Genomic DNA, 24,385 nt, shown 5'->3' on the forward strand with positions numbered 1-24,385 from the left:
CGTGGAGACCTACGATGTGGCGATCATCGGAACCGGCTCGGGCAACTCCGTTCTCGATGACCGTTTCGCCGACAAGCGCGTGGCGATCTGCGAGCAGGGCACCTTCGGCGGCACCTGCCTCAACGTCGGCTGCATCCCGACCAAGATGTTCGTCTACGCCGCCGAGGTCGCCCAAACCATCCGCGAGGCTTCGCGTTACGGCGTCGACGCACACATCGACCGGGTGCGCTGGGACGACATCGTCTCGCGCGTCTTCGGGCGCATCGATCCGATCGGGGTCGGCGGCGAGGACTATCGCAGCTCGGCGCCCAACATCGACGTGTACAAGCAGCACACCCGGTTCGGCCCGGTCCAGGCCGACGGTCGCTATCTGCTGCGCACCGACGGCGGCGACGAATTCACCGCCGAGCAGGTGGTGATCGCGGCCGGGGCTCGGGCGGTGGTTCCCCCGTCGATCCTCGACTGCGGCGCGCAGTACTACACCAGCGACACGATCATGCGAATCTCCGAGTTCCCAGAACATCTGGTGATCGTCGGGGGTGGTTTCGTGTCCGCCGAATTCGCCCATATCTTCTCGTCGCTGGGCGCACGGGTCACGCTGGTGGTGCGCGGCTCCGCCCTGCTGCGGCACTGCGACGACGCGCTGTGCAAGCGCTTCACCCGCATCGCGTCGAGCAAATGGGAACTGCACACCCACTGCAACGTCGTGAGCGCCGAGAACCAGGGCTCCGGTGTCGCGGTGCGAATCGACAACGGCCACACCATCAACGCCGACGCGATGCTGGTCGCCACCGGCCGGGTTTCCAACGCCGATCAACTCGACCTCGAGCAGGCCGGCATCGCCGTCGAGGACGGCCTCGTCGTCGTCGACGAGTACCAAAGAACCACCGCACGTGGGGTTTTCGCGCTCGGCGACGTCTCCTCGAAGTATCAACTCAAGCACGTCGCCAACCACGAGGCGCGGGTGGTGCAGCACAATCTGCTGTGCGACTGGGACGACACCGAGTCGATGGCGGTCACCGACCATCGCTTCGTGCCCTCCGCGGTGTTCACCGACCCGCAGGTCGCCTGTGTCGGACTCACCGAAAACGAAGCCATTGCACAGGGTTTCAAGATCTCGGTGAAGATCCAGGATTACGGCGACGTCGCCTACGGCTGGGCGATGGAGGACACCACCGGGTTCGTCAAGTTGATCGGCGAGTGCGGCACCGGGCGTCTGCTGGGTGCCCACATCATGGGTCATCAGGCCTCCTCGATCATCCAGCCCTTGATCCAGGCGATGAGCTTCGGGCTGACCGCTCCCGAGATGGCCCGCGGGCAGTACTGGATTCACCCGGCACTGCCCGAAGTGGTGGAGAACGCGCTACTGGGCCTGCGCTGACCTCAACGCCGGGCCGCGGAGTCGCCCTGCTGGCATTGCGGGCACAGACCACGCAGCGTCAGCCCGGCCCGTTCCGACAGTGCGAACGCACTGCCCTCCATCGCATGCTCAAGCGCTGAGCTGAGCTGACGCGCGGGGACCTCGATGATCGAGCCGCACTGCGTGCATACCGCGTGGTGGTGCGGGGCGGTCGCCAATCCGTAGGTCGTGATCCCGCCGTCGAGGGTGAGCGCGTGCAACACCGCCTGCTCGACCAGCGTGGTCACCGTGCGGTAGATGGTGGCCACATCGGGCGGCTGGGCGCCGGCGGGCAGGCTGGCCCGCACCCGCTGGTGAATTTCCGCGACGGAGAGGTGTCCGTTCACAGGTTCGAGCACCGCCAGTACCTGGATCCGCGAGGTCATGCGCCGCAATCCGCGGGCACGCAGGAAGTCGCCGATGCGTTCGGTGACCGCGGGATCCAGCGACGACGAGTTGGACGTCACCCGCCTAGTCTTGCGCCGGATATCCCGGATTACCAGTCTTGGGCGCCGCGCAGGCAGCACGCCCTGGATTCACCGGGTATCGGCGGCCGCACGGGTGTAGAAACGACTTCATGGCCGCGCGCCCGGGGACCGGCGATGCATGAGCTTTCGCTGTGCGCGGCGATCGCCGGCGTGGTCAAAACACATGCCGACGGACGGCACGTCGACGTGGTCCGTGTCCGGATCGGCGCCCTGCGCCAGGTGGTCCCCGATTCGTTGTCATTCTGCTGGACCCTCGTCCGGGAGTCGGAGAACATGCCGGACGCCGAGCTGGAACTCGAGTGTGTCGGCGCCGAGGTGCGCTGCCGCGCGTGCGGCCGCCAGTCGGAGATCACCTCGGCCTGGTCGATTTGGTGTCCACACTGCGACAGCTCCGACGTCGAGGTGGTGCGCGGCAACGAATTCCTGGTGACGTCGTTGGACGTCTCGTGAGAAGGGACCCGCGGCACCGTTGGATGCCACATCGAAAGGTGTTGAGCGATGGGTAGATTTCATCGGCACGACGACGGCACCGTGCACATCCACGAACGTGATCACGTTCCGCACGAGCACGACCACGGCGATCACCGTCACTACGAGACCGGCAAGCAGCGCATCGATGTGTTGGAGGCGATCTTCGCCGAGAACGATGTTCGCGCCGACGCCAACCGGGCGGCATTCGAGAGCAACGGCATCCGCGCGCTCAACCTGATGAGCTCGCCGGGCTCGGGAAAAACGACCGTCCTCGCGGCAACACTCGACGAGCTCGCCGGCCAGTTGGCGATCGGGGTGATCGAGGGCGACATCGCCACCGACCTCGACGCGGCCAAGCTCAGCGGTCGCGGCGCCCAGGTGTCACTGCTGAACACCAGTAACGGCTTTGGCGGCGAATGTCACCTGGACGCGCCCATGGTCAATCGCGCCCTGCCGGGCCTCGACCTGCCCGCTCTGGACCTGGTGATCATCGAGAACGTCGGCAATCTGGTCTGCCCGGCGGAGTTCGACGTCGGCGAGCATGCCAAGGCCATGGTCTACTCCGTTACCGAGGGCGAGGACAAGCCACTGAAGTATCCCGTCATGTTCAGATCGGTGGATGTGGTGTTGCTCAACAAGATTGACCTGATCCCCTACCTGGACGTGGAGGTGGACAGCTACATCGCGCACGTTCGCGAGGTCAATGCGACCGCGACGATTCTGCCGGTGAGCGCCCGCACCGGCGCCGGCAGGGGCGCGTGGTTCGGTTGGCTGAGGCGGTTCGCCGAAGGCGCCGCGGACTGAACCGTGACTGTCTTGCAAATCATTTGCAAGACAGGGCCATTGATTCACAACGCTTGCCAGAACCGTTGACAACCCCACAGGGCGGGAGTAGACCCAAAAACAGCGCTGCGCAAGTGGGCCGACGGTCGACTCCGGCGGCGCAGGGGCCCCAGCCCGGCCCCGGAAAGCTGCAGCATGCCAACGGAAGCAGCAGTCAAAGCAGAAGAGACGTTGATCCACGTTCTATGGATCAACGCGGGCCTCAGTTGTGACGGTGATTCGGTGGCGTTGACTGCCGCCACCCAACCCAGCGTCGAGGAGATCGCCCTGGGAGCTCTGCCCGGTCTCCCCCGAGTCGCCGTGCACTGGCCCCTGATCGATTTCGAATGCGGACCCAACGGGGGCGCGGACGACTTCCTGGAGTGGTTCTTCAGGGCCGACCGCGGTGAATTGGAACCGTTCGTGCTTGTCGTCGAGGGATCCATTCCCAACGAGAAGATCAAGGACGAGGGCTACTGGTGTGGGTTCGGCAACGACCCCGCCACCGGTCAGCCGATGACCACCAGCGAGTGGCTCGACCGGCTGGCACCCAAGGCCACAGCGATCGTGGCGGTCGGGACCTGCGCCACCTACGGCGGCATCCACGCGATGGCCGGCAATCCGACCGGAGCGATGGGCGTACCCGACTACCTCGGCTGGGGATGGAAAAGCAAGGCCGGCATCCCGATCGTGTGCGTGCCCGGCTGCCCGATCCACCCGGACAACCTGTCCGAGACGCTGACCTACCTGCTGTACATGGCCACCGGTCAGGCGCCGATGATCCCGCTCGACGACGCGCTGCGCCCCAAGTGGCTGTTCGGCAACACGGTGCACGAGGGGTGTGACCGGGCCGGCTACTACGAGCAGGGTGATTTCGCCACCGAGTACGGCTCGCCGAAATGCATTGTCAAGCTTGGCTGTTGGGGCCCGGTCGTGAAATGCAACGTGCCCAAGCGCGGGTGGATCAACGGAATCGGTGGTTGCCCGAACGTCGGCGGAATCTGCATCGGGTGCACGATGCCGGGGTTCCCAGACAAGTTCATGCCGTTCATGGACGAGCCGCCCGGGGGCAAGCTCTCCAGCACCGCGTCGGGGTTATACGGATCCGTGATTCGTAGTTTGAGGGGTATCACGGCCCGAACCGTCGACAAGGAACCGCGCTGGCGCCACAAGGGCACCGAGCTCGTCAGCGGAGCCCGCCGCACCTGGTAGGTCGCGGCGCGCTCGTCTTGTTTCACGCCACCAGCCCTTGAGGCAGAGAGCAGTAATGCGATGACAACCATCATTCCCAAGCCGACAGAGGAAAAAAAGGAACCGGGTCAGCTCGTCGAGATGGCGTGGGACCCGATCACCAGAATCGTCGGCAGCCTTGGCATTTACACCAAGATCGATTTCGAGAACAAGCAAGTCGTCGAGTGTCACAGCACGTCGTCGATCTTCCGTGGCTATTCGATCTTCATGAAGGGTAAGGATCCCCGCGACGCCCACTTCATCACCAGCCGGATCTGCGGTATCTGCGGCGACAATCATGCGACCTGCTCGTGCTATGCGCAGAACATGGCTTACGGCGTCAAGCCACCACACCTGGGCGAGTGGATCGTCAACCTGGGCGAGGCCGCGGAATATATGTTCGACCACAACATCTTTCAGGAGAATCTGGTCGGCGTCGACTTCTGCGAGAAGATGGTCGCCGAGACAAATCCGAGCGTGCTTTCCCTGGCGGAGAAAACGCAGGCTCCGCACGCCGATGCGCACGGCTACCGGACCATCGCCGACATCATGCGCTCGCTCAATCCGTTCAGTGGCGAGTTCTACCGCGAGGCGCTGGCGGTGAGCCGCTGGACGCGAGAGATGTTCTGCCTCATGGAAGGTCGCCACGTGCACCCGTCCACGCTCTACCCGGGCGGGGTGGGCACGGTCGCGACGATTCAGCTGATGACCGACTACATGACACGGCTGATGCGCTATGTCGAGTTCATGAAGAAGGTCGTGCCGATGCACGACGACCTGTTCGACTTCTTCTACACCGCATTGCCCGGCTACGAGAAGGTCGGGCTGCGCCGCACCCTGCTCGGCTGCTGGGGCTCCTTCCAGGATCCCGAGGTGTGCAACTTCGCGTACCAGGATATGGAGCGTTGGGGCAACGCGATGTTCGTAACGCCGGGTGTGGTGGTGGACGGCAAGCTGGTCACCCACTCGCTGGTCGACATCAATCTCGGCATCCGAATCCTTTTGGGCAGTTCGTATTACGACGACTGGACCGATCAGGAGATGTTCGTCAAGACCGATCCGCTGGGCAACGCGGTGGACCGTCGGCACCCGTGGAACCAACACACCAACCCGCATCCGCAGAAGCGCGACATGGACGGCGGCAAGTACAGCTGGGTGATGTCACCGCGCTGGTTCGACGGCAAGGACCACTTGGCGCTGGACACCGGTGGCGGCCCGCTGGCGCGGCTGTGGTCGACCGCGCTGGCCGGCCTGGTCGACATCGGCTACGTCAAGGCGACCGGTGACAGCGTGCAGATCAACCTGCCCAAGACCGCGCTGAAGGGGCCGGTCGAGTTCGAGTGGAAGGTGCCCAAGTACGGCAGCAACACCATCGAGCGCGACCGCGCCCGGACCTACTTCCAGGCCTACGCGGCGGCGTGCGCGCTGCACTTCGCCGAAAAGGCTTTGGAGGAGATCCGCGCCGGGCGCACCAAGACCTGGGAGCGCTTCGAGGTGCCCGACGAGGGCATCGGGTGCGGTTTCACCGAGGCGGTACGCGGCGTGCTGAGCCACCATTTGGTGATCCGGGACGGCAAGATCGCGAACTACCACCCGTATCCGCCGACTCCGTGGAATGCCAACCCGCGCGACAGCTTTGGCACGCCGGGCCCCTACGAGGACGCGGTCCAGGGTCAGCCGATTTTCGAGGAGAACGACCGGGAGAACTTCAAGGGCATCGACGTCATGCGCACCGTGCGCAGCTTCGACCCCTGCCTGCCGTGCGGTGTGCACATGTATCTGGGGAAGGGCAAAACCCTCGAGAGACTGCACACACCAACGCAATCACCCGCCGGGGACTGACGATCGCAAGCGCGGCGCAGCCGGGCGATGCGGGTCGTCACCGTATTGGAGGACACATGGTGGATCGCCCGGAGGTCCCGGATAACGACACGCAGTGGCGCGCAGCGGGCGATCGGATCCAGATACTCCTGGATTCCTGCGCGGCGGGTGGCACGGCAGCGTATGAGCGCGCACAGCAGCTGGTCCGTGAAGTGGTCGGGCTCTACGGATCCGGGCTCGAGCGGATCATGCGATTGGGTGATCCCGACCTGACCGAGCGGCTGGCCACCGACGACCTGGTGGCCAGCCTGCTCCTTGTGCACGGCTTGCACCCACACGATGCGCATCGCCGGGTGTCCGATGCACTGGACCGGGTGCGCCCGTACCTCGGCTCGCACGGCGGCGACGTCGACCTGCTCGAGATCGTCGGCGATACCGCGCGGCTGGCGTTCACCGGGAGCTGCAAGAGCTGCCCGTCGTCGGCGGTGACGCTGGAGCTGGCCGTCGAGGACGCCGTTCGTGCTGCGGCGCCGGAGATCTCGACGATCGAAGTGGTCACCGCCCAGCGCGCGGCCGAGCCGTCCGTGATTCCCGCGGAATCACTGCTGGCGCAGCTGCGTTCGAACGGCTCGACGGTGCAGTCGCACGGCTCCAGCTGGCACCCGGTGCCCGAACTGGCCGAGTTGGCGCCCGGCGAGGTTGCCGGATTCCGGATCTCGGGCGCCACGGTCGTGGTGTGCCGGGTGGGCGACCTGCCGTTGGCCTACCTCGACCACTGCCCGGTCTGCGACGACACATTGGCGGGAGCCCAACTGCGCGAGACGCTGCTGGGCTGCCCGCGCTGCGGCACCCAATTCGACGTCGTACACGCGGGTGCGGGCCCCGACGGAACTCACCTGGAGCCGCTGCCCCTGCTGTTGCGTGACGGGGTGCCGTCGGTGGCACTGGCCGAACCGATGGGAGCCGGCGCATGACAACCCCGTACGACGTGCTGGCCCGCATCAAGAGCGGCCGCGTAACTCCCGAGCCGGCCGGCGAGCGCTGCGAAATGTGCTCGGAGAGCATCGCCGACGAGCATCAGCACGTGGTGAACGTCGCGGGCCGGCAATTGATGTGTGTGTGCCGCGCCTGCTATCTGCTGTTCACCGACGGGCAAGCCGAATTGCGCTACCGCGCGGTGCCGGACAGGTACTTGGCATTCCCGAATTTCGCGTTGGACCGGCGCGCCTGGGACGCGCTTCAGATTCCGGTCGGCGTGGCGTTCTTCTTCACCAACTCCGCGCTGCTGCGCACGGTGGCGTTCTATCCCGGCCCCGCCGGGGCGTGCGAGTCCGAGCTCGACCTCAAGGTGTGGAACGCCATCCGCGCGGCCGATCCGCGGGTGGGCCTGCTCACCGCGGACGTGGAGGCGCTGCTGGTCCGGGTCAGCAACGAATTCGCGCAGCCGCAAAGCTATCTCGTTCCGATTGATGCCTGCTACGAATTCGTCGGCCGCCTGCGCATGCTGTGGCGCGGTTTCGACGGCGGGCAGCAGGCGCGACGGTTCATCGACGAGTTCTTCGCCGCGATCGCGGCCCGCGCGGTGGAGACGCCGAGATGAGCGTCGAGGTGACCTACACCGTTGCCGACGTCGCGCCCGAACCGTACGCGGTCAGCCCGGTGTTGACCGCCCGGGTCGGCGTCGTGGCCGACGGGGACGACCCGGTGCACGCCATCGCCCTGCGCGCTCAGGTCCGCATCGAGCCGCCGCGCCGGTCGTACTCCGACGAGGAGGCCGCCGGGCTGATCGACTTGTTCGGCCCGCGCGAACGCTGGGCGAGCACCCAGCACGGGTTCCTCTGGCAGCACTGCACCGCGATGGTGCCCGGATTCACCGGACACACCACCGTGCAGCTTGTGCTGGATTGCACCTACGACTTCGAGGTCGCGGCGTCCAAGTACCTGCACGCGCTGCGCGACGGCGCGGTGCCGCTGCAATTCCTGTTCAGCGGAACCATATTCGTCAAATCCGACCGCGGCTTCTCGGTCCAGCAGGTGCCGTGGGACCGCGAGCACCGCTACGACATGCCGGTGCAGGCCTGGCGGGCGCTGATCGCGCAGCACTATCCCAACACCGGCTGGGTCCGGCTCAATCACGAGACCATCACCGCGCTGGCCCACTACAAGTCGGTACAGGGCATGCTCGACCTCGACCAGGCGGTCACCGCGCTGCTGGATTCCGAACGGACGACGGCATGACGACGGCGAGCTGGGAGGGCGCCCGCGCCGTCGCCGACGCGGTGCTATACGAGGGTTATCTGCTCTATCCGTACCGCGGCACGTCGAGCAAGAACCAATCACGTTGGCAATTCGGTGTTCTGGGACCCCCCGGCGCGGCGGAGAAAGGCCTGGGCGAAGACGACGCGTTGGCGGCGCAGTTCCTCATCGAGGGAACCGGGGCGCTCACGCTGGTGGTACGGTTCCTGCAGTTGCAGCACCGCCGGGTCGAACGGGCGGCCTGCGGCGATCGATTCGAACCGGTTGCCGAGCTCACCACGCCGGCCGGCTCCTGGCTGACCTGGGACGAAGCGGTCGAGTGCGAAAGGGTTTTCGGCCCCATTGCATTCGACGACCAACCGCGGAAACTGCCGATTGTGGTGAACGCGGCGACCGACATCGAGGGTGTCGAAGGCGGCCGCTTGGTTCGCGAACGCAAGCAGATCCGCGGCGAGCTGACCGTGTCCAGCGAACCCGACGGCACGATGCGCCGAGTCTCGGTGCGGCTGAACAATATCGGCGATGCCGCGGTGGACAAGGACGACGCGATCGCGCGGTCCATGATCGGCAGCCACCTGATCGCCGAAGTTGTCGGCGGCCAATTCGTCTCGATGCTCGAGCCGGCGCCGGCGGCGGTCGAGGCGGTGTCGCGGTGCACCCAGCACCGCTGCTTCCCCGTACTGGCCGGTCCACCCGGCAGCCACGACATCCTGCTGATTTCGCCGATCATTCTCTACGACCACCCCGAGGTCGCCGAGCAGAGCAACACCGCGTTGTATGACTGCACCGAGATCGACGAGATCTTGACCCTGCGCGTGATGACGATGACCGACGACGAGAAGGCGCAGGCCCGGGCCACGGATCCGCGGGCCGCACGGATCATCGAGGCGTGCGACACGATGTCGCCCGACGCGATGGCGCGCCTGCACGGCGTGCTGCGCGATCCGCACCGGCTCGACATCCTGGTCCCGGAAATTCCCGACGGCGTCGACTGGTGGGATCCGCTGGCGGACAACGCGGTTCGACCTGAGGTCGACGCGGTGCTGGTGAACGGTATCCCGGTCGCGCGGGGCAGCCGGGTTCGGTTGCGACCGCGGCGCAACGCCGACGCCCAAGACATCTTCGTCGCCGGCAAGACCGCCCGGGTCACGTCGGTGCACGAGGACGTAGAGGGCAACAAGCACGTCGGTGTCGTGGTCGAGGACGACCCGGCCGCCGAACTGCACGACTGGTACGGCCGCTACCTGTACTTCTCCCCCGACGAAGTCGAGCCTCTGGAAACAGAAACCAACACCCAGGAAAGGAGTTCGACATGGAAGTCGTAGGTTGGGTATTCATCGCCGTCATCGCGCTGGTGGTCGGGATCGCGGTAATACTGGGGGTGGTGTCGCTGCCCGACGCGCGCCGCTACCTGAAATTGAGGCGGATGTAGCCGCATCGGAGACGGCCATGACTGCGCGCATCCTGGTGGCCGGGATCGGCAACATCTTCCTGGGCGATGACGGATTCGGTTCCGAAGTGGTCCGCAATGCCGCGCTGCCACACGACAATCCGAGCGTCCGCGTGACCGACTACGGCATCGCGGGCATGCATCTCGCGTACGACCTGCTCGAGGACTGGGACACGCTGGTCCTCGTGGACGCGGTACCCAGCCGTGGCCAGCCGGGAACCCTGCACGTTTTTCAGGCCGACCATGACTCCGGTTGTGCCACCATCGGTTTCGATGGCCACAGCATGGACCCCGCCGCGGTGTTCGCCAGCCTGCGCGCGCTCGGCGGCAATCCGCCCTACACGGTTGTGGTCGGGTGTGAGGCCGGCAGCGTCGAAGAAGGCATCGGTCTGACCGACCCGGTCGCCAAAGCGGTTCCGCGGGCCGTGCATGCCATTGAGGAGATCGTCGCCGCGCTGCAGATTCCGACGCCCTGCGCGGTGCGCGAGGAGTGCTGAGATGTGTTTGGGGATACCCGGTCAGGTGATCAGGATGCTGGACGGTTACGAAGGTCAGCTGGCGCTGGTCGACGTCACCGGAGAGCAGCGCAAGGTCAACGTCGGCATGCTGCCCGAAGAGACATTCGAGCGCGGTGACTGGGTGATCATCCACATGGGCTTCGTGGTCGAGAAGACTGATCGCGCCGGTGCCGAGCAGGCGATGACGGGTCTGGAACTGATGGGCCGGGGCGTCATCGATCCGACCCTGCCGGAGGGCGGTTGAGATGACCGGCCTCTTTGTGCCGGGCCCCCTGCTGCTTCGGTCCGACGTCTCCACCCCGCAGGTGCGGCGGCGCTTCACTGTGACCGGTGTCGTTCAAGGGGTCGGCTTCCGGCCGTTCGTGCACCGGATCGCCGGCGAGCTGGGCCTGGCCGGCTTCGTCGGAAACGACTCCGGCGCAGTCTTTCTCGAGGTGCAGGGCGAGCCGGCACGCGTGGCGGAGTTCGGTCGCCGGCTGCGTGCCCAGGCCCCGCCGCTGGCCAGCATCGCCGCCGTCAGCGTGGCGGACCTGCCCGTGGATACCAGTTGCGGCCACGAGTTCCGGATCGTGGCGAGTCAGGCGATTGCCGGTGCCACCACCCCGATTCCGCCCGACATCGCGGTGTGCGACGACTGTGTCGCCGAGCTGTTCGACCCCGCCAATCGGCGCTACCGCCACCCGTTCGTCACCTGCACCAACTGTGGACCGCGGTTCACCATCATCCGCGAATTGCCTTACGACCGCGCGGCCACCACGATGGCGGGATTTCCGATGTGCGCGCGATGTGCGGCCGAATACCACGATCCCGCGAATCGCCGGTTCCACGCCCAGCCGATCGCCTGCCCCGAATGCGGTCCGTCGCTGTGGTTCGGCTCGCAGGACGGGCGGGTCGTGGGGTCGGACGCGGCGCTGGCGGCCACCCAACGGGCGCTGGCGGCGGGTGCGGTGGTCGCCATCAAGGGCATCGGCGGCTACCACCTGGCGTGTACGGCCGACAACGAAGCGGCCGTCGGGGCATTGCGGTCACGAAAAGCACGCGGTGCCAAGCCGTTCGCCATGCTGGTCCGCGACTTGGACGTCGCGCGCCGCTACGCCGAGATCGACGACGACGAGGCCGCGGTGCTGTCGGGCCCCGCGCGTCCGATCGTGTTGTTGCGGCGCCGACCGGGCGCGCCGGTCGCTGCGGCCGTTGCTCCCGGCAGCCCGCTGCTGGGGCTGATGCTGCCGTACTCCCCCATCCACCACCTACTGCTGACGCCCGCACCCGACTCGCTGGTGCTCACCAGCGCCAACCGATCCGACGAACCCATCTGCTTCACCGACGACGATGTCGCGTCCCGGCTTCCGGGACTCTGCGACGCGATCCTCGATCACGACCGGCCCATCCACGTGCCGTGCGACGACTCGGTGATGCGCGTGGGCGACGGTCGGGAGCTTCCGATTCGCCGGTCGCGCGGCTATGCGCCGCTGCCGGTAGATCTGGGGCGCAGCGGTCCGGCGGTGCTCGCGGTGGGCGGCGAGCTGAAGAACACCTTCTGCCTCACCGACGGTTCGCGCGCCTACCTGTCCGGTCACATCGGGGACATGGGCAGCTGGGAGACCCTGCGGACGTTCGAGCGTGCGGTGCGTCAACTCAGCGAAATCCGCGGTGAGCCTTCCCGATTGGCCGCCGATCTGCACCCGGGGTATCACACCCGCAGCTGGGCCGAGCGTCGCGCCGGCGATCGACCGCTGGATCTCGTCCAGCACCATCACGCGCATGTGGTGTCGCTGTTGGCCGAACACGGCCGCCTCGGTGAACCCGTGGTCGGCGTCTCCTTCGACGGCACCGGCTACGGCTGTGACGACACGATCTGGGGCGGGGAGATCCTTGTCCTCGGTCACCACAGCCACCGCTTCGTGCGGGCCGGCCATCTGCTGCCGGTGCCGTTGCCGGGCGGCGACGCCGCCGTTCGCAATCCGTGGCGGATGGCCCTGTCCCAGTTGTGGATGGCCGGTATCGACTGGACCCCGCAACTGGCGCCGGTCGCCGCGGCTTCGGTCGAGGAATTACGGCTCACCCGTTCGCAATTGGAGAGCGACACCGGATGTGTGCCGTGTTCCAGCATGGGCCGGCTGTTCGACGCGATCGCCTCGCTGTTGGGGGTGCGGCACCGCATCGACTACGAAGGCCAGGCCGCCATCGAGCTCGAGGCGCTGGCCGAGCGCGCCGCGGGCAACGGTCCGGTCCTGCCGTTGACCGTGCGAGCCGACGGGGTGATCGATCCGGCCTCCTGCGTGCAAGCCGCGGTGCTGGCGCTCTACGCGGGCACACCACCGGCGCTGCTGGCGGCCGCGTTTCACCGGGCGGTCGCGATCGCGGTCGCCCAGGTGGTCGCGCAGGTGGCCGGCCCGATCCGGTTGGTGGGCCTGACCGGCGGCGTCTTCCAGAACGTGCTGCTTTCGCGCATGTGTCGTGAGCTGCTGCAGCGCAATGGCTTCGAGGTGCTGACCCATCGCACCGTTGCGCCCAACGACGGCGGCCTGGCGTTGGGCCAGGCGGCGATCTCGATGCTCACCGCACTCGAGGAGATGTCATGACGGCGTTCACGGCGATCGACCGCGGGCTCGGCGCCGAACTGGCCTCGGATCTGGCCACTGACCTGGCCGCCGCGGCCTTCACGTTGGCCAAGCGATTCGCCGCCGGTGCCACCATGTGGTCGGTCGCCCCGTCCTGGGAGCCGCATGCGATGCACATCGCGGTCGAGTTCGTCCATCCGGTGATCGTGGGGAAACGAGCATTGCCCGCCGTCGCACTCACCGGGCCCGATCTGGTTGATCTGGTGCGGGTTTCGGTGCGCCCCGGCGACATCGTGATCGCGGTCTGCGGCGCGGACGACGCGGACGTGCGCTCGGTGATGCGGCGCGGCCCCGCATGGGGTGTTACCACGATATGGATCGGCAGCGGCGAACGACCACAGGCAGGGATGGCCGATCACGTGCTGTGGCTGGATGACCCGGATCCGCGCGTGCCCGCAACCGGTGGCTTCGTGTTGTTCTATCACCTGCTGTGGGAGCTCACGCACGTCTGCTTCGAGCACGCCGGGTTGCTCAAACCCGAATGTGCCGAAGACGTCTGCGTGACGTGCAGCGACGAGGGCCGCCTGGGCGAGGTGAGGGCCGCCTCCACCGACGAGACGGCCACCGTGCGCACCGCACGCGGCGTCGAGAACGTCGTGACCACGCTCGTGGGTCCCGTTGCCAGCGGCGATCTGGTGCTCGTGCATGCCGGCACCGCGATCAGCCGAATCGAGGACACGTGATGAGCCACGACGAACCCACCAACTTTCTCTATCCGTTCATCGACGCGCAGGAGGACGACCCCACCTCGCTGCTCGCCGACCTGGCCGCGTCGGCGCGGGCGAAAGCGGCCGAAAGCCTGGCGTTGCGGCGCGCCACGCTGGACGCCAACGCCGAGCTGCTGAATGTGGCCGCGACCGAGACGGCACGCCGGTTCGCCGCGGGCGGGCGGATGTTCACCTTCGGAAACGGCGGCAGCTGCACGGATTCCACCACGCTTGCCACCTTGTTCGCCCGGCCGCCGATCGGCACGTCGCTGCCGGCCTGGTCGTTGACCGCCGACCAGGCGATCGTGACCGCGCTGGGCAACGATGTCGGGTTCGAGCTGGTATTCGCCCGTCAGCTGATCGCCCGCGCCAAAGCCGGTGACATCGCCATCGCGATGTCGACCAGCGGCAACTCGCCGAATCTGCTCACCGCGCTGGCCGAGGCGCACCAACGCGGTCTGTACACCATCGGTTTCGCCGGTTATGACGGCGGTGCCTTCGTGAACAATCCAAATGTGAACGCCTGCTTCGTCGTCCGATCACAAAGTGTGCACCGGATTCAGGAATCTCAAGCGCTGCTGGGCTATCGGCTGTGGCTAGCGGTCCACGAACAGTCCGGCGACCGAGGTGTGGGGGCCGCATGAACAAGTATCTTTCGTCGGGGCCGCGCTTCGCCGAGGGTGAGGTGATCGAGCGGATCGAGTCGTTCCGCCGGCGCCGCCCGCGGCTACTCGATGACCATGTGACGCTGGCGCACGGCGCCGGTGGCAAAGCGTCGGCGGCACTGATCGACGCGGTGTTCATGGAGGCGTTTCGCAATCCGGCGCTGGAATCACTCGGCGACGGCGCGGTGCTCACGTTGCCCAGTGGCGAGCGACTGGCGATGTCCACCGACTCGTTTGTGGTGCAGCCCAGGCGTTTTCCGGGTGGCTCCGTCGGTGAGCTCGCCGTCTACGGCACCTGCAATGACCTGGCGATGACCGGCGCGGTGCCGGCCTGGATATCGGCGGCGTTCGTGCTCGAAGAGGGCTTTGCGATCGCCGAGTTGAAAGAGATCGTCGCCGACATGGCCGCGGCGGCCGCCAAAGCCGGTGTGCAGATCGTCACCGGCGACACGAAGGTGGTGCCCAAGGGCGCGGCCGACGGGTTGTTCATCACCACCGCGGGAGCCGGCGTCATCCCGGCCGGGCGCACCTTGTCGGCGGATTCGGTGCGCGTCGGCGACAAACTGCTGTTGTCCGGGTCCATGGGTGACCACGGCATGGCCGTCATGCTGGCTCGCGGCGACCTGGCCATCGAGGCCGACATCGGTTCCGACACCGCCTGCGTGAGCCCGCTGGTCGAATTGCTGATGGCCGCGGCGCCATCCACCCGCTGGCTGCGCGACGCCACCCGCGGCGGCGTCGGCACGGTATGCAACGAGCTGGCCCAGGCCTGCGGTCTCGGGGTGGTGCTCGACGAGGAGCGACTCCCGTTGCAGGCACAGGTCAATGGCGCGTGCGAATTACTCGGCATCGACCCGCTCTATGTCGCCAACGAGGGCAAGTTCATCGCCGTCGTCGCGCCGCAGGAAGCCGAAGCCGCACTGGCCGCGTTGCGGTCGCATCCGCTCGGGACCCAAGCGGCCGAGGTCGGGGAAATCGTCACCGAACCCGCGGCCGCCGTGGTACTGCGCACCGGATTCGGCGGGACCCGCATCGTCGACATGCTCGTCGGGGATCCGCTACCCCGGATCTGCTGACGGAAAGGAGATACGCCGGCATGTGTCTTGGAATTCCGGGCCGGATCGTTGAAATCACGGACCCTGCACAATATTTGGCGAAGGTCGACGTCAGCGGCGTGCAGCGCACGATCAGCGTGCGCCTGCTGGAAGACGACATGCCCGAGCCCGGCGAGTGGGTGCTGGTCCACGTCGGGTTCGCGATGGCCAAGATCGACGAGACCGAGGCGCTGCTCACCTTGGCCGCGATCAAAAAGCTCGGCGAGGCCTACACCACCGAGATGGAAGCCTTCGACTCGTCGGCCATCGTCTGAAGGGGGACGGCAATGAAATTCGTGGACGAATTCCGCGATCCCGCCGCGGCCCGCAAGCTGCTCGGCACGATCGAGCATCTGGCCGGGCGCGGGCCTTCCCGAGAAGGCGAGCAGTTCAAGTTCATGGAGGTGTGCGGCGGGCACACCCACACCATCTATCGGCACGGCATCGAGCATCTGCTGCCCGACAACGTCGAATTGGTGCACGGACCGGGCTGTCCGGTTTGCGTGATCCCGATGGGCCGCATCGACGACGCGATGTGGCTGGCCGGTCGGCCCGACGTGATCTTCACCTGTTTCGGCGACATGATGCGGGTGCCCGGTTCGAACGGAAGCCTGTTGGACGCCAAGGCCCGCGGCGCCGACGTGCGTTTCGTCTATTCGCCCCTGGACGCGTGCAAGATCGCGGTGGACAACCCGGACCGCCACGTCGTGTTCTTCGCGATCGGCTTCGAAACCACCGCGCCGTCCACCGCGGTCACGCTGGTGCGGGCACGCGAGCTCGGGCTGCGGAATTTTTCCGTGTTCTGCAACCACGTCACGATCGTGCCGCCGATCAAGGCGATCCTGGAGTCGCCGGATCTGCGGCTGTCGGGGTTCATCGGCCCCGGTCACGTGTCGACCGTGGTCGGCAACCGGCCATATCGATTCGTCCCCGATGTGTATCGAAAGCCGTTGGTGGTAGCCGGATTCGAGCCGCTGGACATCCTGGCCTCGGTCGCGATGCTGCTGCGTCAGATCCGCGAGGGCCGCTGCGAGGTGGAGAACCAGTACAAGCGGGTGGTGCCCGAGCACGGCAACCCGGCCGCGCTGGCATTGATGGGCAAGGTGTTCGCGCTACGCCCGCATTTCGAATGGCGAGGCCTGGGCTTCATTTCACAAAGCGCACTGCGGCTGCACGACGACTTCGCGGAGTTCGACGCCGAGCTGCGGTTCGAGATGCCCGGTGTGCGGGTCGCCGACCCGAAGGCGTGTCAATGCGGCGAGGTACTCAAGGGTGTGCTGAAGCCTTGGGAATGCAAGGTTTTCGGCACGGCGTGCACGCCGGAGACGCCGATCGGGACGTGCATGGTATCGCCGGAGGGGGCATGCGCGGCCTACTACAACTTCGGCCGCATGCACCGTGACGCGGTCAAGCTGGTGGCACGGTCTTGAATCAGCGGGGCGTCGAGATGTTCGCCCGCTACGCGTATGCACCCAACGCACTGGGCTACTGCGGGCCCCCGCTGGGGGCCACACTGCGTGACGGCTCGGTAGCCGATGTGCGCGCCGCGGCGAGGAAGTTCTCCGGGGCTTGGCCGTATCTGCGGGTGCTGGCCGCGCTGACGGGTATCGCCGACCCGCTGGATTATCGCCTGGTCGAATCGTATTGGCTCGGCGGCGGTATCGGCGCCGGCATCGATGCGCGCGACTTCTTCGACGCGTTGCTGGCGATCATCGGCCCGCAGGCCGGTCGCTACTGGTCACACCTGACATCGGAGCTGGCGCGCGAAGCGGCCGGCAACCACTGCTTCCATGTGTTCGGCGTGTACCCGTGGACACGGTTCTTAGGCAGCGGCATGGACGAACATCCGCTCGGTGTGCTGGACAACTGCCGAATCACATGGGGCACAGTCGTTTCCCGAACAGGTGACGACGTCGAGGTGAGCTGCCGGCGGCTGATCTACGATGGGCGGGCGCTCACACTGGGCGAGCCGTCGCTGCGTTTGCTCGACGTCTGGGCCGACGGGTACAGCGCGGTGCCCGACGTGGCCGTCGGTGACGAGGTCGCGGTGCACTGGGGCCGGCTGTGTGGCCGGCTGGACCCGCAGCAGGTGCGGGCGCTGGCCGAGAGCACGGACCGGCAACTGCGGGTGACCAGTCGACGGCTGGCGCACGTTTAGCCGTGCCAGACTGGGGCCATGTCCGCTCCAGCGCTCGGCTCCCTCTGCGATGTGCTTCCGGCGGCGGCCGCATTGCTCGGCGTGCCGGATGCCCTCGATCGGTTGGCGGTCACCGAAGCGGTTGCCGGGCAGGTTGATCGGGTCGCCGTCGTGCTGGTGGACGGACTGGGCTGGCACCTGTTGCCGGAGTTGGCGGGTAGCGCGCCGCTGCTGGCTTCGGTGCTGGCCGGCGCTGCGGGGCGGATGACCCAACTCAGCTGCACCTTCCCGTCGACCACGCCAAGCAGCCTGGTGTCGCTGGGCACCGGCGCGCAGCCCGGCGAGCACGGCATCCTGGGTTTCACCCTCAACGTCCCCGATACCGACCGCGTGCTCACCCACATCTACTGGCGGGACGACCCGCCGTCGGCGCAGTGGCAGCCGTTGCCCACCTGGTTCGAGCGGCTGCAGCAACGCGGGGTCGCCGCGCGGGCGGTACTGCCGGCGTTGTTCCTGGGCAGCGGACTGACGGATGCGGCGTATCGCGGCGCCGACTTTCGCCCGAGCAACCCCGACGACGATTACGCCCGGCTGGTCAGCGACGAGCTGGCCGCCGCCCCCGGGCTGGTCTACGGCTACACCGCCGACCTGGACACCGCCGCGCATGTGTTCGGCATCGGATCGCCGCACTGGCACGACGCGGCCGCACGGGTCGACGCACTGCTGACCCGCCTGCTCGACGCCCTGCCGGCCAACGCAGCGCTGCTGGTGACCGCCGATCACGGCGGCCTCAACGTGCCGCCGCAGGCCCGCGTCGACCTGGACGGCGACGCCCGGCTGAGTGCGGGCATCCGGGTGGTCGCGGGTGAGCCACGGGTGCGCTACCTGCACACCGAGCCGGGCGCCGCGGTCGATGTGCAGGCCACGTGGAGCGCGCTGCTGGACGACCGGGCCCGGGTTTACAGTCGCGACCAGGCGGTGGCCACCGGGATGTTCGGGCCGGTCGATCCGGGACACCTGGCGCGCATCGGTGACGTCGTCGTGATCTGCACCGGCGACACCGCGGTGCTGGCGACCAAGCGCGAGCCCCCGGAAGCGGCCCGCCTCATCGGGTTTCACGGCGGGGACACCGCGGCCGAAATGGCGATACCGCTCATCGTTTTCGCCGCGTGAGCGAAATACACAACAGACTCCGATCCACCTCACAGCTGGCGAGCGCCGATGACCAGCTTTGTGCTGTACAGTCGGGCCACTGTGAACGTCCGGTGCGCAAGTCACACTCGACGGCAGCAGGCGGCCATCGCCGTTATCGCGGCGCTGAGTCTGTTTGCCAGCCTCATCGCCGGTTCCGCGCTGCGGTCCCAGTTTTCGGCGTCCACCCTGCCCGAGCCCGCGGCGTGGTCGCAGTCGACACCGAATTCCGCTCACCCGCAATCTGATAGCGCATTCACCACGGCGATCCACCTGCAACAGGCCGGTTCATGGGATGCGTCCCCGGTGAACAAGAAGCCATTCCACAGCATGTGGATGACGCACGACCGCCCGACCGACTGGACGCGCCTGTCGGCGCACTCGTTACTGTCCGTGCTGCCGGCTTCGTTTGCCGACACCGTTTTTCGCTTGGACAGCGTGCCTGCCGGCACCCGCGCACCCGCATGCGACAAGCAGGAGATATTGGCGCTGCTCTGCGTTGCTCGTCGCTGATCGGACAGCACCAGGGGTGTGGCCCGCCTCACCTTCGCCCGCGAGATGCGTTGTGAGGCCTATTACAACTTCCACAGGAGCGAAACGCGAGCGCCCGGGGCGGCGTTCTATTTCGCGTCTATGTCTTTGAAGGGAACGTCCATGTTTTCACCATTCTCCGCGGCCCTTGAAGCGAGATAGCAATGGATTTCGCAACGCTACCGCCCGAAATCAACTCGGGGCTGCTGTATTCGGGTCCCGGCTCACGCTCGATGACCGACGCCGCCACGGCATGGAGCAAGCTGGCCGTTCGCCTGTATAACACTGCGGCGCAATATAGTTCGGTGAACGCACCACCAGTGACGACCACCCACGCCCAATGGCTGAACGACGTTGCGGCACAGGCAGAGCAGACGGCCACCCGGGTCACGTCGGCCGCGAATGCCTACGAGTTGGCGCGGGCGGCGACGGTGGCCCCTTCGGCGATCCAGGCCAACCGCATGCTGTGGAGGTGGCTGGCCGAGACGAACTGTCTGGGCCAGTCAAGTGCGGCCATCGCCGACGCCGAGAGTGACTACGACCAGATGTGGGCCCAGGACGTCGACGCGATGCACACCTACGCGCAGGCCTGCACCGACGCCGCGGCGGTGACACCGTTCGCGTCGCCACCGCTGGCCGGTGTGCATCCCGGCCGGACGTTGCAAGCGCCGGACGTCATCTCGGCTGCCCGCCAAGTGATCTCGGCGATCCCTGACACTCTGGCTGCACTGTCTGGGTCGTCCGGGGAACCGTCGGCAGTTTTGCACACGTACCTATCGCCGGTGACCGCAGCGCTGTCGAAGCTCGGTTCACTGTGCGCGCCGTCGGATTTCGCGATCAACCACCTGAGTTCCCGCAACAAGAACGCGGCACTGACAAACGCGGCGACGTTGTTGTCCCGCTTACCGAACCGCAGCCGGACGGCGGGCTTCGGGCGCGCGGCATCGATCGGCGCGCTGACCGTGCCGCAAGGCTGGCTGGCCAAGACGCCACGCCTAGAACGCGGATGGAGCTACGAGCCAATGCATTTGGTCAACGACGGTGAACCGCCGAAATGGCCGCAGACCCGTTAGGCGACCCGCGCGCCGGACGCATACGAGCTCGCGGCGTCGACGATCGCCCGGAACAGCCGCAGGTCCTCGAGGAACTGCTCGGGATGCCACTGCACACAGACCACGAAGTTGTCCCCGGGTACCTCAAGCCCCTCGACGACGCCGTCGGCGTCCCACGCGCTGACGATCAGGCCGTCGCCGACCTTGTCGACGGCCTGGTGGTGATAGCACCAGGCGTCGGCGGACTCGCCGAGTAGCTCGGCGAGCCTGGTCCCCGCAACCGTGGTGACCGGCAACTGGGTGAAGCGCCCGTAGCCCGCGTGATGCCCGCGGTGGCCGAGGACGTCGGGCAGATGCTGATGCAGTGTCCCACCGAATGCGACGTTGAGCATCTGCGTGCCGCGGCAGATGCCCAGCACCGGAAGACCGCGGCCCAGTGCGGCCCGCAACAGCGCGAACTCAAACTGGTCGCGAACCGTGCGGGGCGCGTCCGTCTTCGGATGCGGTTGCTGGCCATAGGCGGCCGGATCGACGTCGTACCCCCCGGTGATGATCAGCCCGTCGAGGTGGTCGAGCACGCTCTCGGCGACCCCGGGATCCGCCGGCTGGGGCGGCAGCAGCACCGCGATGCCGCCCGCCTTGATGACACCCTCGAAGTAGTTGGCGCCCAGATATCCCGCCGGGATGTCCCAGCCGTCGGACTGCACTTGCTCGAGATAGCTGGTCAGGCCGATGACCGGCCGACGCATTCCGGAGGCGTTCACGCCGCAGGCGTCCTTTCCTTGACTGCGCGACCACGCTGTCGCCAAACGTATGCCGGCCGGACAGTCCTACCAGGTGCTGGTACGCAAGACGATCTCGGCCGCTAACTGGGCGGTCGATTCCTGGGCGTTGCGCCGTCCGAGCATGTCCACGCTGCGGTAGTCGGCGTACACGAACCGCTGGCTGTTGCGGGCGACCGTCCGCCCGCCCGACGTACTGACCAGCACGGTGGTGCCGATCTCGACCGGTGGGCAGTGCTCGTCGCGGACCACGCCGTTGACGTCGGCCACGCACGGATGCCCGCGGTCGACGACGACCAGGCCGACGAACCGGCCCAGCTTGGTCGCCGCGAGCTCCCAGGCGATGTCGCCGCCGGCGCGGTCGCCCACCACGACGGCCCAGCCGATGCCCAGACCGTCGAGGATGCCGATCACCGACTTGGGGGTCAGCCGCGGGTCGAGGCCGATCACGACGGTGCGCAGCGACGCGGTGTGCAAGCGCTCACAGACCGCGTCATACGCGGCTAACTCTCGCTGTTCATCGCCGAGGATGACGACGACGACACCGTTCTCCGGACCGGACACGCCCACCGGAACGGGAAACCCGTCGAGCGTGGTCATCATCGAGGGCACTTACGCACGCTACAGCCAATATTGGCACCGCGCGAGGTTTCTCCGGGCGCCGCGCGAGCCGCGGGCGCTACGGCCGGAGCCGGCTCACCAGCTGTGGCCGCCGCGGCGGGCCGTCAAGCAGGCCGAGGACAGCGTTCATGTCGAGGTGAGACGCCAGCAATTCGGCGGCCACATCCAATTGGGCGTCGCGCCGCGCCGCGACGTCGGTGTCGTCGGCGACAACGAACCGTGTCCGTCCGGCGGCCGCGGCCACCTCGGTCAGCCAGTCGCGGCGAAAGTCGTCGTTGTCCAGCAGGCCGTGCCAGTGCGTGCCGAAGACCGCGCCGTGGGCCAGACCGTGCAGATCGTCACCCGCCTGAAACCACGGCTCGTTGAGGTAGCGGGCCAGCCGGCCATGATGGATTTCGTAGCCGGACAGCGGCCGCTCCCACCGCCGCAGCACCTTGTCTTGCGCGAACACGATGTCGGCGTCCAGCAGCCCGAGCCCGGCCACTTGCCCGCTGCCGGATTCCACCGTGTCCTGGATGCGCCGGCACAGCATCTGGAATCCCCCGCAGATTCCCAACAGCGGCTTGCCTGCCCCGGCGTGCTCGGTGATCGCGGCGGCCAGGCCCTGATTGCGTAGCCAGTGCAGATCGGCGACGGTCGCCTTGCTGCCGGGAAGCACCACCAGGTCGGCGTCGGCGAGGTCGGCCGGGTCGCTGGTCCAGCGCACCAGCACACCGGGCTCGCAGGCCAGCGCCTCGATGTCGGTCGAGTTGGAGATCCGGGGCAACCGCACGGCGGCGACCTTGAGCCACTCGCCGCCGCGCGGCGGCGCCGGCCTGCCGACGACGCGATGCGCAAGCGCCGACAGCGAGTCCTCGGCATCCAGCCACAGCTCCTCGACGTAGGGCAACACCCCGTAGGTCGGGCGGCCGGTCAACTCGAGGAGTTGCCGCAGCCCGGGCTCCAGCAGCGCGGGGTCGCCGCGAAACTTGTTGACGATGAAGCCCGCGATCAGTGCCTGGTCGTCGGCGTCGAGCACGGCGAGGGTGCCGAACAGATGCGCCAGGACGCCACCACGGTCGATGTCGCCGACCACGACGACGGGCAAGTTAGCGGCCCTGGCCAGACCCATGTTGGCCAAATCCGTTGCGCGCAAGTTGATTTCGGCTGGTGATCCGGCACCTTCACAGATCACCACATCGAATTCGCCACGCAGCGAGGCCAGATCGTCGGCAACGACTTCCGTAAGCCGGTCGCGATGCTCGAAATAGCGTGCCGCAGTCACTGATTCGGAAACACGCCCCCGGATCACCAGCTGCGACGTCCGGTCACTGCCCGGCTTGAGCAGGATCGGGTTGAACCGCACGCTGGGCTGCAGTCCCGCCGCCCGGGCCTGAATAGCCTGGGCCCGGCCGATTTCGCCGCCCTCGACGGTGACCGCGGAGTTGTTGGACATGTTCTGCGCCTTGAACGGCGCGACCCTGACCCCGGTGCGGGCCAGCAGTCGGCACAGGCCCGCGACGATCACCGATTTGCCGGCATCGGAACTGGTGCCCGCAACCAGCAGCGCGCCGTTCAAACGCTCACGGCTTCCTAGACCTGGGTCAGGATTTCGGCGCCGGTGTCGGTGACCAGCAGGGTGTGCTCGAACTGTGCGGTCCACTTGCGGTCCTTGGTGACCACCGTCCAGCCGTCGTCCCAGATCTCGTAGTCCAGCGAGCCGAGATTGATCATCGGTTCGATCGTGAACGTCATGCCCGGTTGGATCTCGGTGGTGACCGACGGCTGGTCGTAGTGCAGCACGACCAGCCCGTTGTGAAACGTGGTGCCGATGCCGTGGCCGGTGAAGTCGCGAACCACGTTGTACCCGAACCGATTTGCGTACGCCTCGATGACGCGTCCGACGACGGACAACGCGCGTCCGGGTTTGACGGCGTTGATCGCCCGCATCGTCGCCTCACGTGTCCGCTCGACGAGCAGCCGGTGTTCCTCGGACACATCGCCGGCCAGAAACGTCGCGTTGGTGTCACCGTGCACGCCGTCGATGTAAGCGGTGACGTCGATGTTGACGATGTCGCCGTCTTGGATCACCGTCGAATCGGGGATGCCGTGACAGATCACCTCGTTCAGCGAGGTGCAGCAGGACTTGGGGTAGCCCTTGTAGCCCAGGGTCGACGGATAGGCGCCGTTGTCCACCATGTACTCGTGGGCGATGCGGTCCAGCTCGTCGGTCGTCACGCCGGGCGCGACCGCCTTGCCCGCCTCTTCCAGCGCACCGGCCGCAATCCGGCCCGCGACGCGCATCTTCTCGATCACCTCGGGCGTCTGCACCCACGGCTCGGTGCCCTCCTTGGCGGTGGGCTGCCACGCGTACTCGGGTCGCGGGATGCGGTTGGGCACCGGCAGAGTCGGGGACAACACTCCGGGCGAAAGCGCGGTGCGAACAGGCATGCTCGCTAGCTTAATCGCAGGCAGCGGGCTCGGGTGTGCCTGCAGGGCGCCCCGGACGCACGCCGGCCGCCGTCAGCGCACAGTCGCGACCGCACAGCT

The 24,385-nt window shown here is 67.1% G+C and carries 26 protein-coding genes; 21 read left to right on the forward strand and 5 right to left on the reverse strand.

Annotated features, from left to right (window positions below; all coding sequences use genetic code 11):
• Position 1 precedes the first annotated feature (1 nt).
• Positions 2–1,381 carry a mycothione reductase gene (mtr, locus tag ACAG21_RS22140; RefSeq protein WP_370498421.1) on the forward strand — a complete coding sequence of 460 codons (1,380 nt, stop codon included), beginning with the start codon at positions 2–4 and terminating at the stop codon, positions 1,379–1,381.
• A gap of 2 nt (positions 1,382–1,383) precedes the next feature.
• Here the strand turns inward: mtr and ACAG21_RS22145 are convergent, their stop codons facing one another.
• A complete protein-coding gene (locus tag ACAG21_RS22145; RefSeq protein WP_370498422.1) occupies positions 1,384–1,866 on the reverse strand; it encodes a Fur family transcriptional regulator in 483 nt (160 codons plus the stop codon).
• Positions 1,867–2,001: 135 nt separating this feature from the next.
• Here ACAG21_RS22145 and ACAG21_RS22150 point away from each other — a divergent pair, with 135 nt between their 5' ends.
• From ACAG21_RS22150 to ACAG21_RS22245, 20 genes are all read left to right on the forward strand, one after another.
• Positions 2,002–2,337, forward strand: a complete 336-nt coding sequence (locus tag ACAG21_RS22150; RefSeq protein WP_370498423.1) for a hydrogenase maturation nickel metallochaperone HypA — start codon at positions 2,002–2,004, stop codon at positions 2,335–2,337.
• Positions 2,338–2,385: 48 nt separating this feature from the next.
• Positions 2,386–3,162: a hydrogenase nickel incorporation protein HypB gene (gene hypB, locus ACAG21_RS22155; protein ID WP_370498424.1), complete on the forward strand. Its 777-nt coding sequence runs from the start codon at positions 2,386–2,388 to the stop codon at positions 3,160–3,162.
• A 174-nt stretch (positions 3,163–3,336) separates the two neighbouring features.
• Entirely contained in the window at positions 3,337–4,392 is a 1,056-nt protein-coding gene (locus ACAG21_RS22160; protein ID WP_370498425.1) for a hydrogenase expression protein HypE, read from the forward strand.
• Positions 4,393–4,452: 60 nt separating this feature from the next.
• A complete protein-coding gene (locus ACAG21_RS22165; RefSeq protein ID WP_370498426.1) occupies positions 4,453–6,252 on the forward strand; it encodes a nickel-dependent hydrogenase large subunit in 1,800 nt (599 codons plus the stop codon).
• A 56-nt stretch (positions 6,253–6,308) separates the two neighbouring features.
• Positions 6,309–7,205: a NifU family protein gene (locus ACAG21_RS22170; protein WP_370498427.1), complete on the forward strand. Its 897-nt coding sequence runs from the start codon at positions 6,309–6,311 to the stop codon at positions 7,203–7,205.
• Positions 7,202–7,831, forward strand: coding sequence for a DUF5947 family protein (locus tag ACAG21_RS22175; RefSeq protein ID WP_370498428.1), 630 nt, complete (start codon positions 7,202–7,204; stop codon positions 7,829–7,831). Before ACAG21_RS22170 ends, ACAG21_RS22175 begins: the two co-directional genes overlap by 4 nt.
• Positions 7,828–8,469, forward strand: coding sequence for a DUF6084 family protein (locus ACAG21_RS22180; protein ID WP_370498429.1), 642 nt, complete (start codon positions 7,828–7,830; stop codon positions 8,467–8,469). Before ACAG21_RS22175 ends, ACAG21_RS22180 begins: the two co-directional genes overlap by 4 nt.
• Positions 8,466–9,812, forward strand: coding sequence for a hypothetical protein (locus ACAG21_RS22185; protein WP_370498430.1), 1,347 nt, complete (start codon positions 8,466–8,468; stop codon positions 9,810–9,812). Before ACAG21_RS22180 ends, ACAG21_RS22185 begins: the two co-directional genes overlap by 4 nt.
• A gap of 124 nt (positions 9,813–9,936) precedes the next feature.
• The gene (locus tag ACAG21_RS22190) at positions 9,937–10,434 is read left to right on the forward strand and encodes a hydrogenase maturation protease (protein ID WP_370498431.1); all 498 of its coding nucleotides are present in this window, start codon (positions 9,937–9,939) and stop codon (positions 10,432–10,434) included.
• Position 10,435: 1 nt separating this feature from the next.
• Positions 10,436–10,699 (forward strand): HypC/HybG/HupF family hydrogenase formation chaperone, encoded by a 264-nt coding sequence (locus ACAG21_RS22195; RefSeq protein WP_370498432.1) that lies wholly within the window; start codon positions 10,436–10,438, stop codon positions 10,697–10,699.
• Position 10,700: 1 nt separating this feature from the next.
• On the forward strand, positions 10,701–13,037 hold the full coding sequence (hypF, locus tag ACAG21_RS22200) for a carbamoyltransferase HypF (protein WP_370498433.1): 2,337 nt from the start codon (positions 10,701–10,703) through the stop codon (positions 13,035–13,037).
• Positions 13,034–13,759 (forward strand): HypC/HybG/HupF family hydrogenase formation chaperone, encoded by a 726-nt coding sequence (locus tag ACAG21_RS22205; protein ID WP_370498434.1) that lies wholly within the window; start codon positions 13,034–13,036, stop codon positions 13,757–13,759. The genes hypF and ACAG21_RS22205 overlap by 4 nt, the downstream gene beginning before the upstream one ends.
• Complete coding sequence (locus tag ACAG21_RS22210) at positions 13,759–14,427, forward strand: SIS domain-containing protein (RefSeq protein ID WP_370498435.1); 669 nt, start codon at positions 13,759–13,761, stop codon at positions 14,425–14,427. Before ACAG21_RS22205 ends, ACAG21_RS22210 begins: the two co-directional genes overlap by 1 nt.
• A complete protein-coding gene (gene hypE, locus ACAG21_RS22215; protein WP_370498436.1) occupies positions 14,424–15,524 on the forward strand; it encodes a hydrogenase expression/formation protein HypE in 1,101 nt (366 codons plus the stop codon). Before ACAG21_RS22210 ends, hypE begins: the two co-directional genes overlap by 4 nt.
• A gap of 20 nt (positions 15,525–15,544) precedes the next feature.
• Entirely contained in the window at positions 15,545–15,817 is a 273-nt protein-coding gene (locus ACAG21_RS22220; protein WP_370498437.1) for a HypC/HybG/HupF family hydrogenase formation chaperone, read from the forward strand.
• A 12-nt stretch (positions 15,818–15,829) separates the two neighbouring features.
• Positions 15,830–16,972, forward strand: a complete 1,143-nt coding sequence (hypD, locus tag ACAG21_RS22225; RefSeq protein WP_370498438.1) for a hydrogenase formation protein HypD — start codon at positions 15,830–15,832, stop codon at positions 16,970–16,972.
• Entirely contained in the window at positions 16,969–17,700 is a 732-nt protein-coding gene (locus tag ACAG21_RS22230; protein WP_370498439.1) for a DUF6390 family protein, read from the forward strand. The genes hypD and ACAG21_RS22230 overlap by 4 nt, the downstream gene beginning before the upstream one ends.
• An 18-nt stretch (positions 17,701–17,718) precedes the next feature.
• A complete protein-coding gene (locus ACAG21_RS22235) occupies positions 17,719–18,852 on the forward strand; it encodes an alkaline phosphatase family protein (protein WP_370498440.1) in 1,134 nt (377 codons plus the stop codon).
• Between the two features lie 81 nt (positions 18,853–18,933).
• A complete protein-coding gene (locus ACAG21_RS22240) occupies positions 18,934–19,383 on the forward strand; it encodes a hypothetical protein (protein WP_370498441.1) in 450 nt (149 codons plus the stop codon).
• A 182-nt stretch (positions 19,384–19,565) separates the two neighbouring features.
• Complete coding sequence (locus tag ACAG21_RS22245) at positions 19,566–20,474, forward strand: PPE family protein (protein ID WP_370498442.1); 909 nt, start codon at positions 19,566–19,568, stop codon at positions 20,472–20,474.
• Here ACAG21_RS22245 and ACAG21_RS22250 read toward each other — a convergent pair.
• The 4 genes from ACAG21_RS22250 to map form a co-directional block, all read right to left on the reverse strand.
• Positions 20,471–21,202 (reverse strand): gamma-glutamyl-gamma-aminobutyrate hydrolase family protein, encoded by a 732-nt coding sequence (locus tag ACAG21_RS22250; RefSeq protein WP_370498547.1) that lies wholly within the window; start codon positions 21,200–21,202, stop codon positions 20,471–20,473. The genes ACAG21_RS22245 and ACAG21_RS22250 overlap by 4 nt on opposite strands.
• Positions 21,203–21,283: 81 nt before the next feature.
• Positions 21,284–21,838, reverse strand: coding sequence for an alpha/beta hydrolase (locus ACAG21_RS22255; protein ID WP_370498548.1), 555 nt, complete (start codon positions 21,836–21,838; stop codon positions 21,284–21,286).
• Positions 21,839–21,914: 76 nt separating this feature from the next.
• Entirely contained in the window at positions 21,915–23,414 is a 1,500-nt protein-coding gene (locus tag ACAG21_RS22260; protein WP_370498443.1) for a cobyric acid synthase, read from the reverse strand.
• 14 nt (positions 23,415–23,428) lie between these two features.
• Complete coding sequence (gene map, locus ACAG21_RS22265) at positions 23,429–24,286, reverse strand: type I methionyl aminopeptidase (RefSeq protein ID WP_370498444.1); 858 nt, start codon at positions 24,284–24,286, stop codon at positions 23,429–23,431.
• Positions 24,287–24,385: the final 99 nt, after the last annotated feature.

Source organism: Mycobacterium sp. pR1184 (genome assembly GCF_041287235.1).
In the GTDB taxonomy this organism is placed as follows: Bacteria; Actinomycetota; Actinomycetes; order Mycobacteriales; family Mycobacteriaceae; genus Mycobacterium.

What these genes read in the sequence shown, in the direction of transcription:
- hypE (WP_370498436.1), top strand. Translation starts at nt 14,424, where the DNA reads ATGAACAAGTATCTTTCGTCGGGGCCGCGCTTCGCCGAGGGTGAGGTG.
- ACAG21_RS22245 (WP_370498442.1), top strand. Translation starts at nt 19,566, where the DNA reads ATGGATTTCGCAACGCTACCGCCCGAAATCAACTCGGGGCTGCTGTAT.
- ACAG21_RS22255 (WP_370498548.1), bottom strand. Translation starts at nt 21,838, where the DNA reads ATGATGACCACGCTCGACGGGTTTCCCGTTCCGGTGGGCGTGTCCGGT.
- ACAG21_RS22210 (WP_370498435.1), top strand. Translation starts at nt 13,759, where the DNA reads ATGAGCCACGACGAACCCACCAACTTTCTCTATCCGTTCATCGACGCG.
- ACAG21_RS22150 (WP_370498423.1), top strand. Translation starts at nt 2,002, where the DNA reads ATGCATGAGCTTTCGCTGTGCGCGGCGATCGCCGGCGTGGTCAAAACA.
- ACAG21_RS22195 (WP_370498432.1), top strand. Translation starts at nt 10,436, where the DNA reads ATGTGTTTGGGGATACCCGGTCAGGTGATCAGGATGCTGGACGGTTAC.
- ACAG21_RS22170 (WP_370498427.1), top strand. Translation starts at nt 6,309, where the DNA reads ATGGTGGATCGCCCGGAGGTCCCGGATAACGACACGCAGTGGCGCGCA.
- hypD (WP_370498438.1), top strand. Translation starts at nt 15,830, where the DNA reads ATGAAATTCGTGGACGAATTCCGCGATCCCGCCGCGGCCCGCAAGCTG.
- hypF (WP_370498433.1), top strand. Translation starts at nt 10,701, where the DNA reads ATGACCGGCCTCTTTGTGCCGGGCCCCCTGCTGCTTCGGTCCGACGTC.
- ACAG21_RS22190 (WP_370498431.1), top strand. Translation starts at nt 9,937, where the DNA reads ATGACTGCGCGCATCCTGGTGGCCGGGATCGGCAACATCTTCCTGGGC.
- ACAG21_RS22175 (WP_370498428.1), top strand. Translation starts at nt 7,202, where the DNA reads ATGACAACCCCGTACGACGTGCTGGCCCGCATCAAGAGCGGCCGCGTA.
- ACAG21_RS22165 (WP_370498426.1), top strand. Translation starts at nt 4,453, where the DNA reads ATGACAACCATCATTCCCAAGCCGACAGAGGAAAAAAAGGAACCGGGT.
- hypB (WP_370498424.1), top strand. Translation starts at nt 2,386, where the DNA reads ATGGGTAGATTTCATCGGCACGACGACGGCACCGTGCACATCCACGAA.
- ACAG21_RS22250 (WP_370498547.1), bottom strand. Translation starts at nt 21,202, where the DNA reads ATGCGTCGGCCGGTCATCGGCCTGACCAGCTATCTCGAGCAAGTGCAG.
- map (WP_370498444.1), bottom strand. Translation starts at nt 24,286, where the DNA reads ATGCCTGTTCGCACCGCGCTTTCGCCCGGAGTGTTGTCCCCGACTCTG.
- ACAG21_RS22235 (WP_370498440.1), top strand. Translation starts at nt 17,719, where the DNA reads ATGTCCGCTCCAGCGCTCGGCTCCCTCTGCGATGTGCTTCCGGCGGCG.
- ACAG21_RS22180 (WP_370498429.1), top strand. Translation starts at nt 7,828, where the DNA reads ATGAGCGTCGAGGTGACCTACACCGTTGCCGACGTCGCGCCCGAACCG.
- ACAG21_RS22220 (WP_370498437.1), top strand. Translation starts at nt 15,545, where the DNA reads ATGTGTCTTGGAATTCCGGGCCGGATCGTTGAAATCACGGACCCTGCA.
- ACAG21_RS22185 (WP_370498430.1), top strand. Translation starts at nt 8,466, where the DNA reads ATGACGACGGCGAGCTGGGAGGGCGCCCGCGCCGTCGCCGACGCGGTG.
- ACAG21_RS22160 (WP_370498425.1), top strand. Translation starts at nt 3,337, where the DNA reads ATGCCAACGGAAGCAGCAGTCAAAGCAGAAGAGACGTTGATCCACGTT.
- ACAG21_RS22205 (WP_370498434.1), top strand. Translation starts at nt 13,034, where the DNA reads ATGACGGCGTTCACGGCGATCGACCGCGGGCTCGGCGCCGAACTGGCC.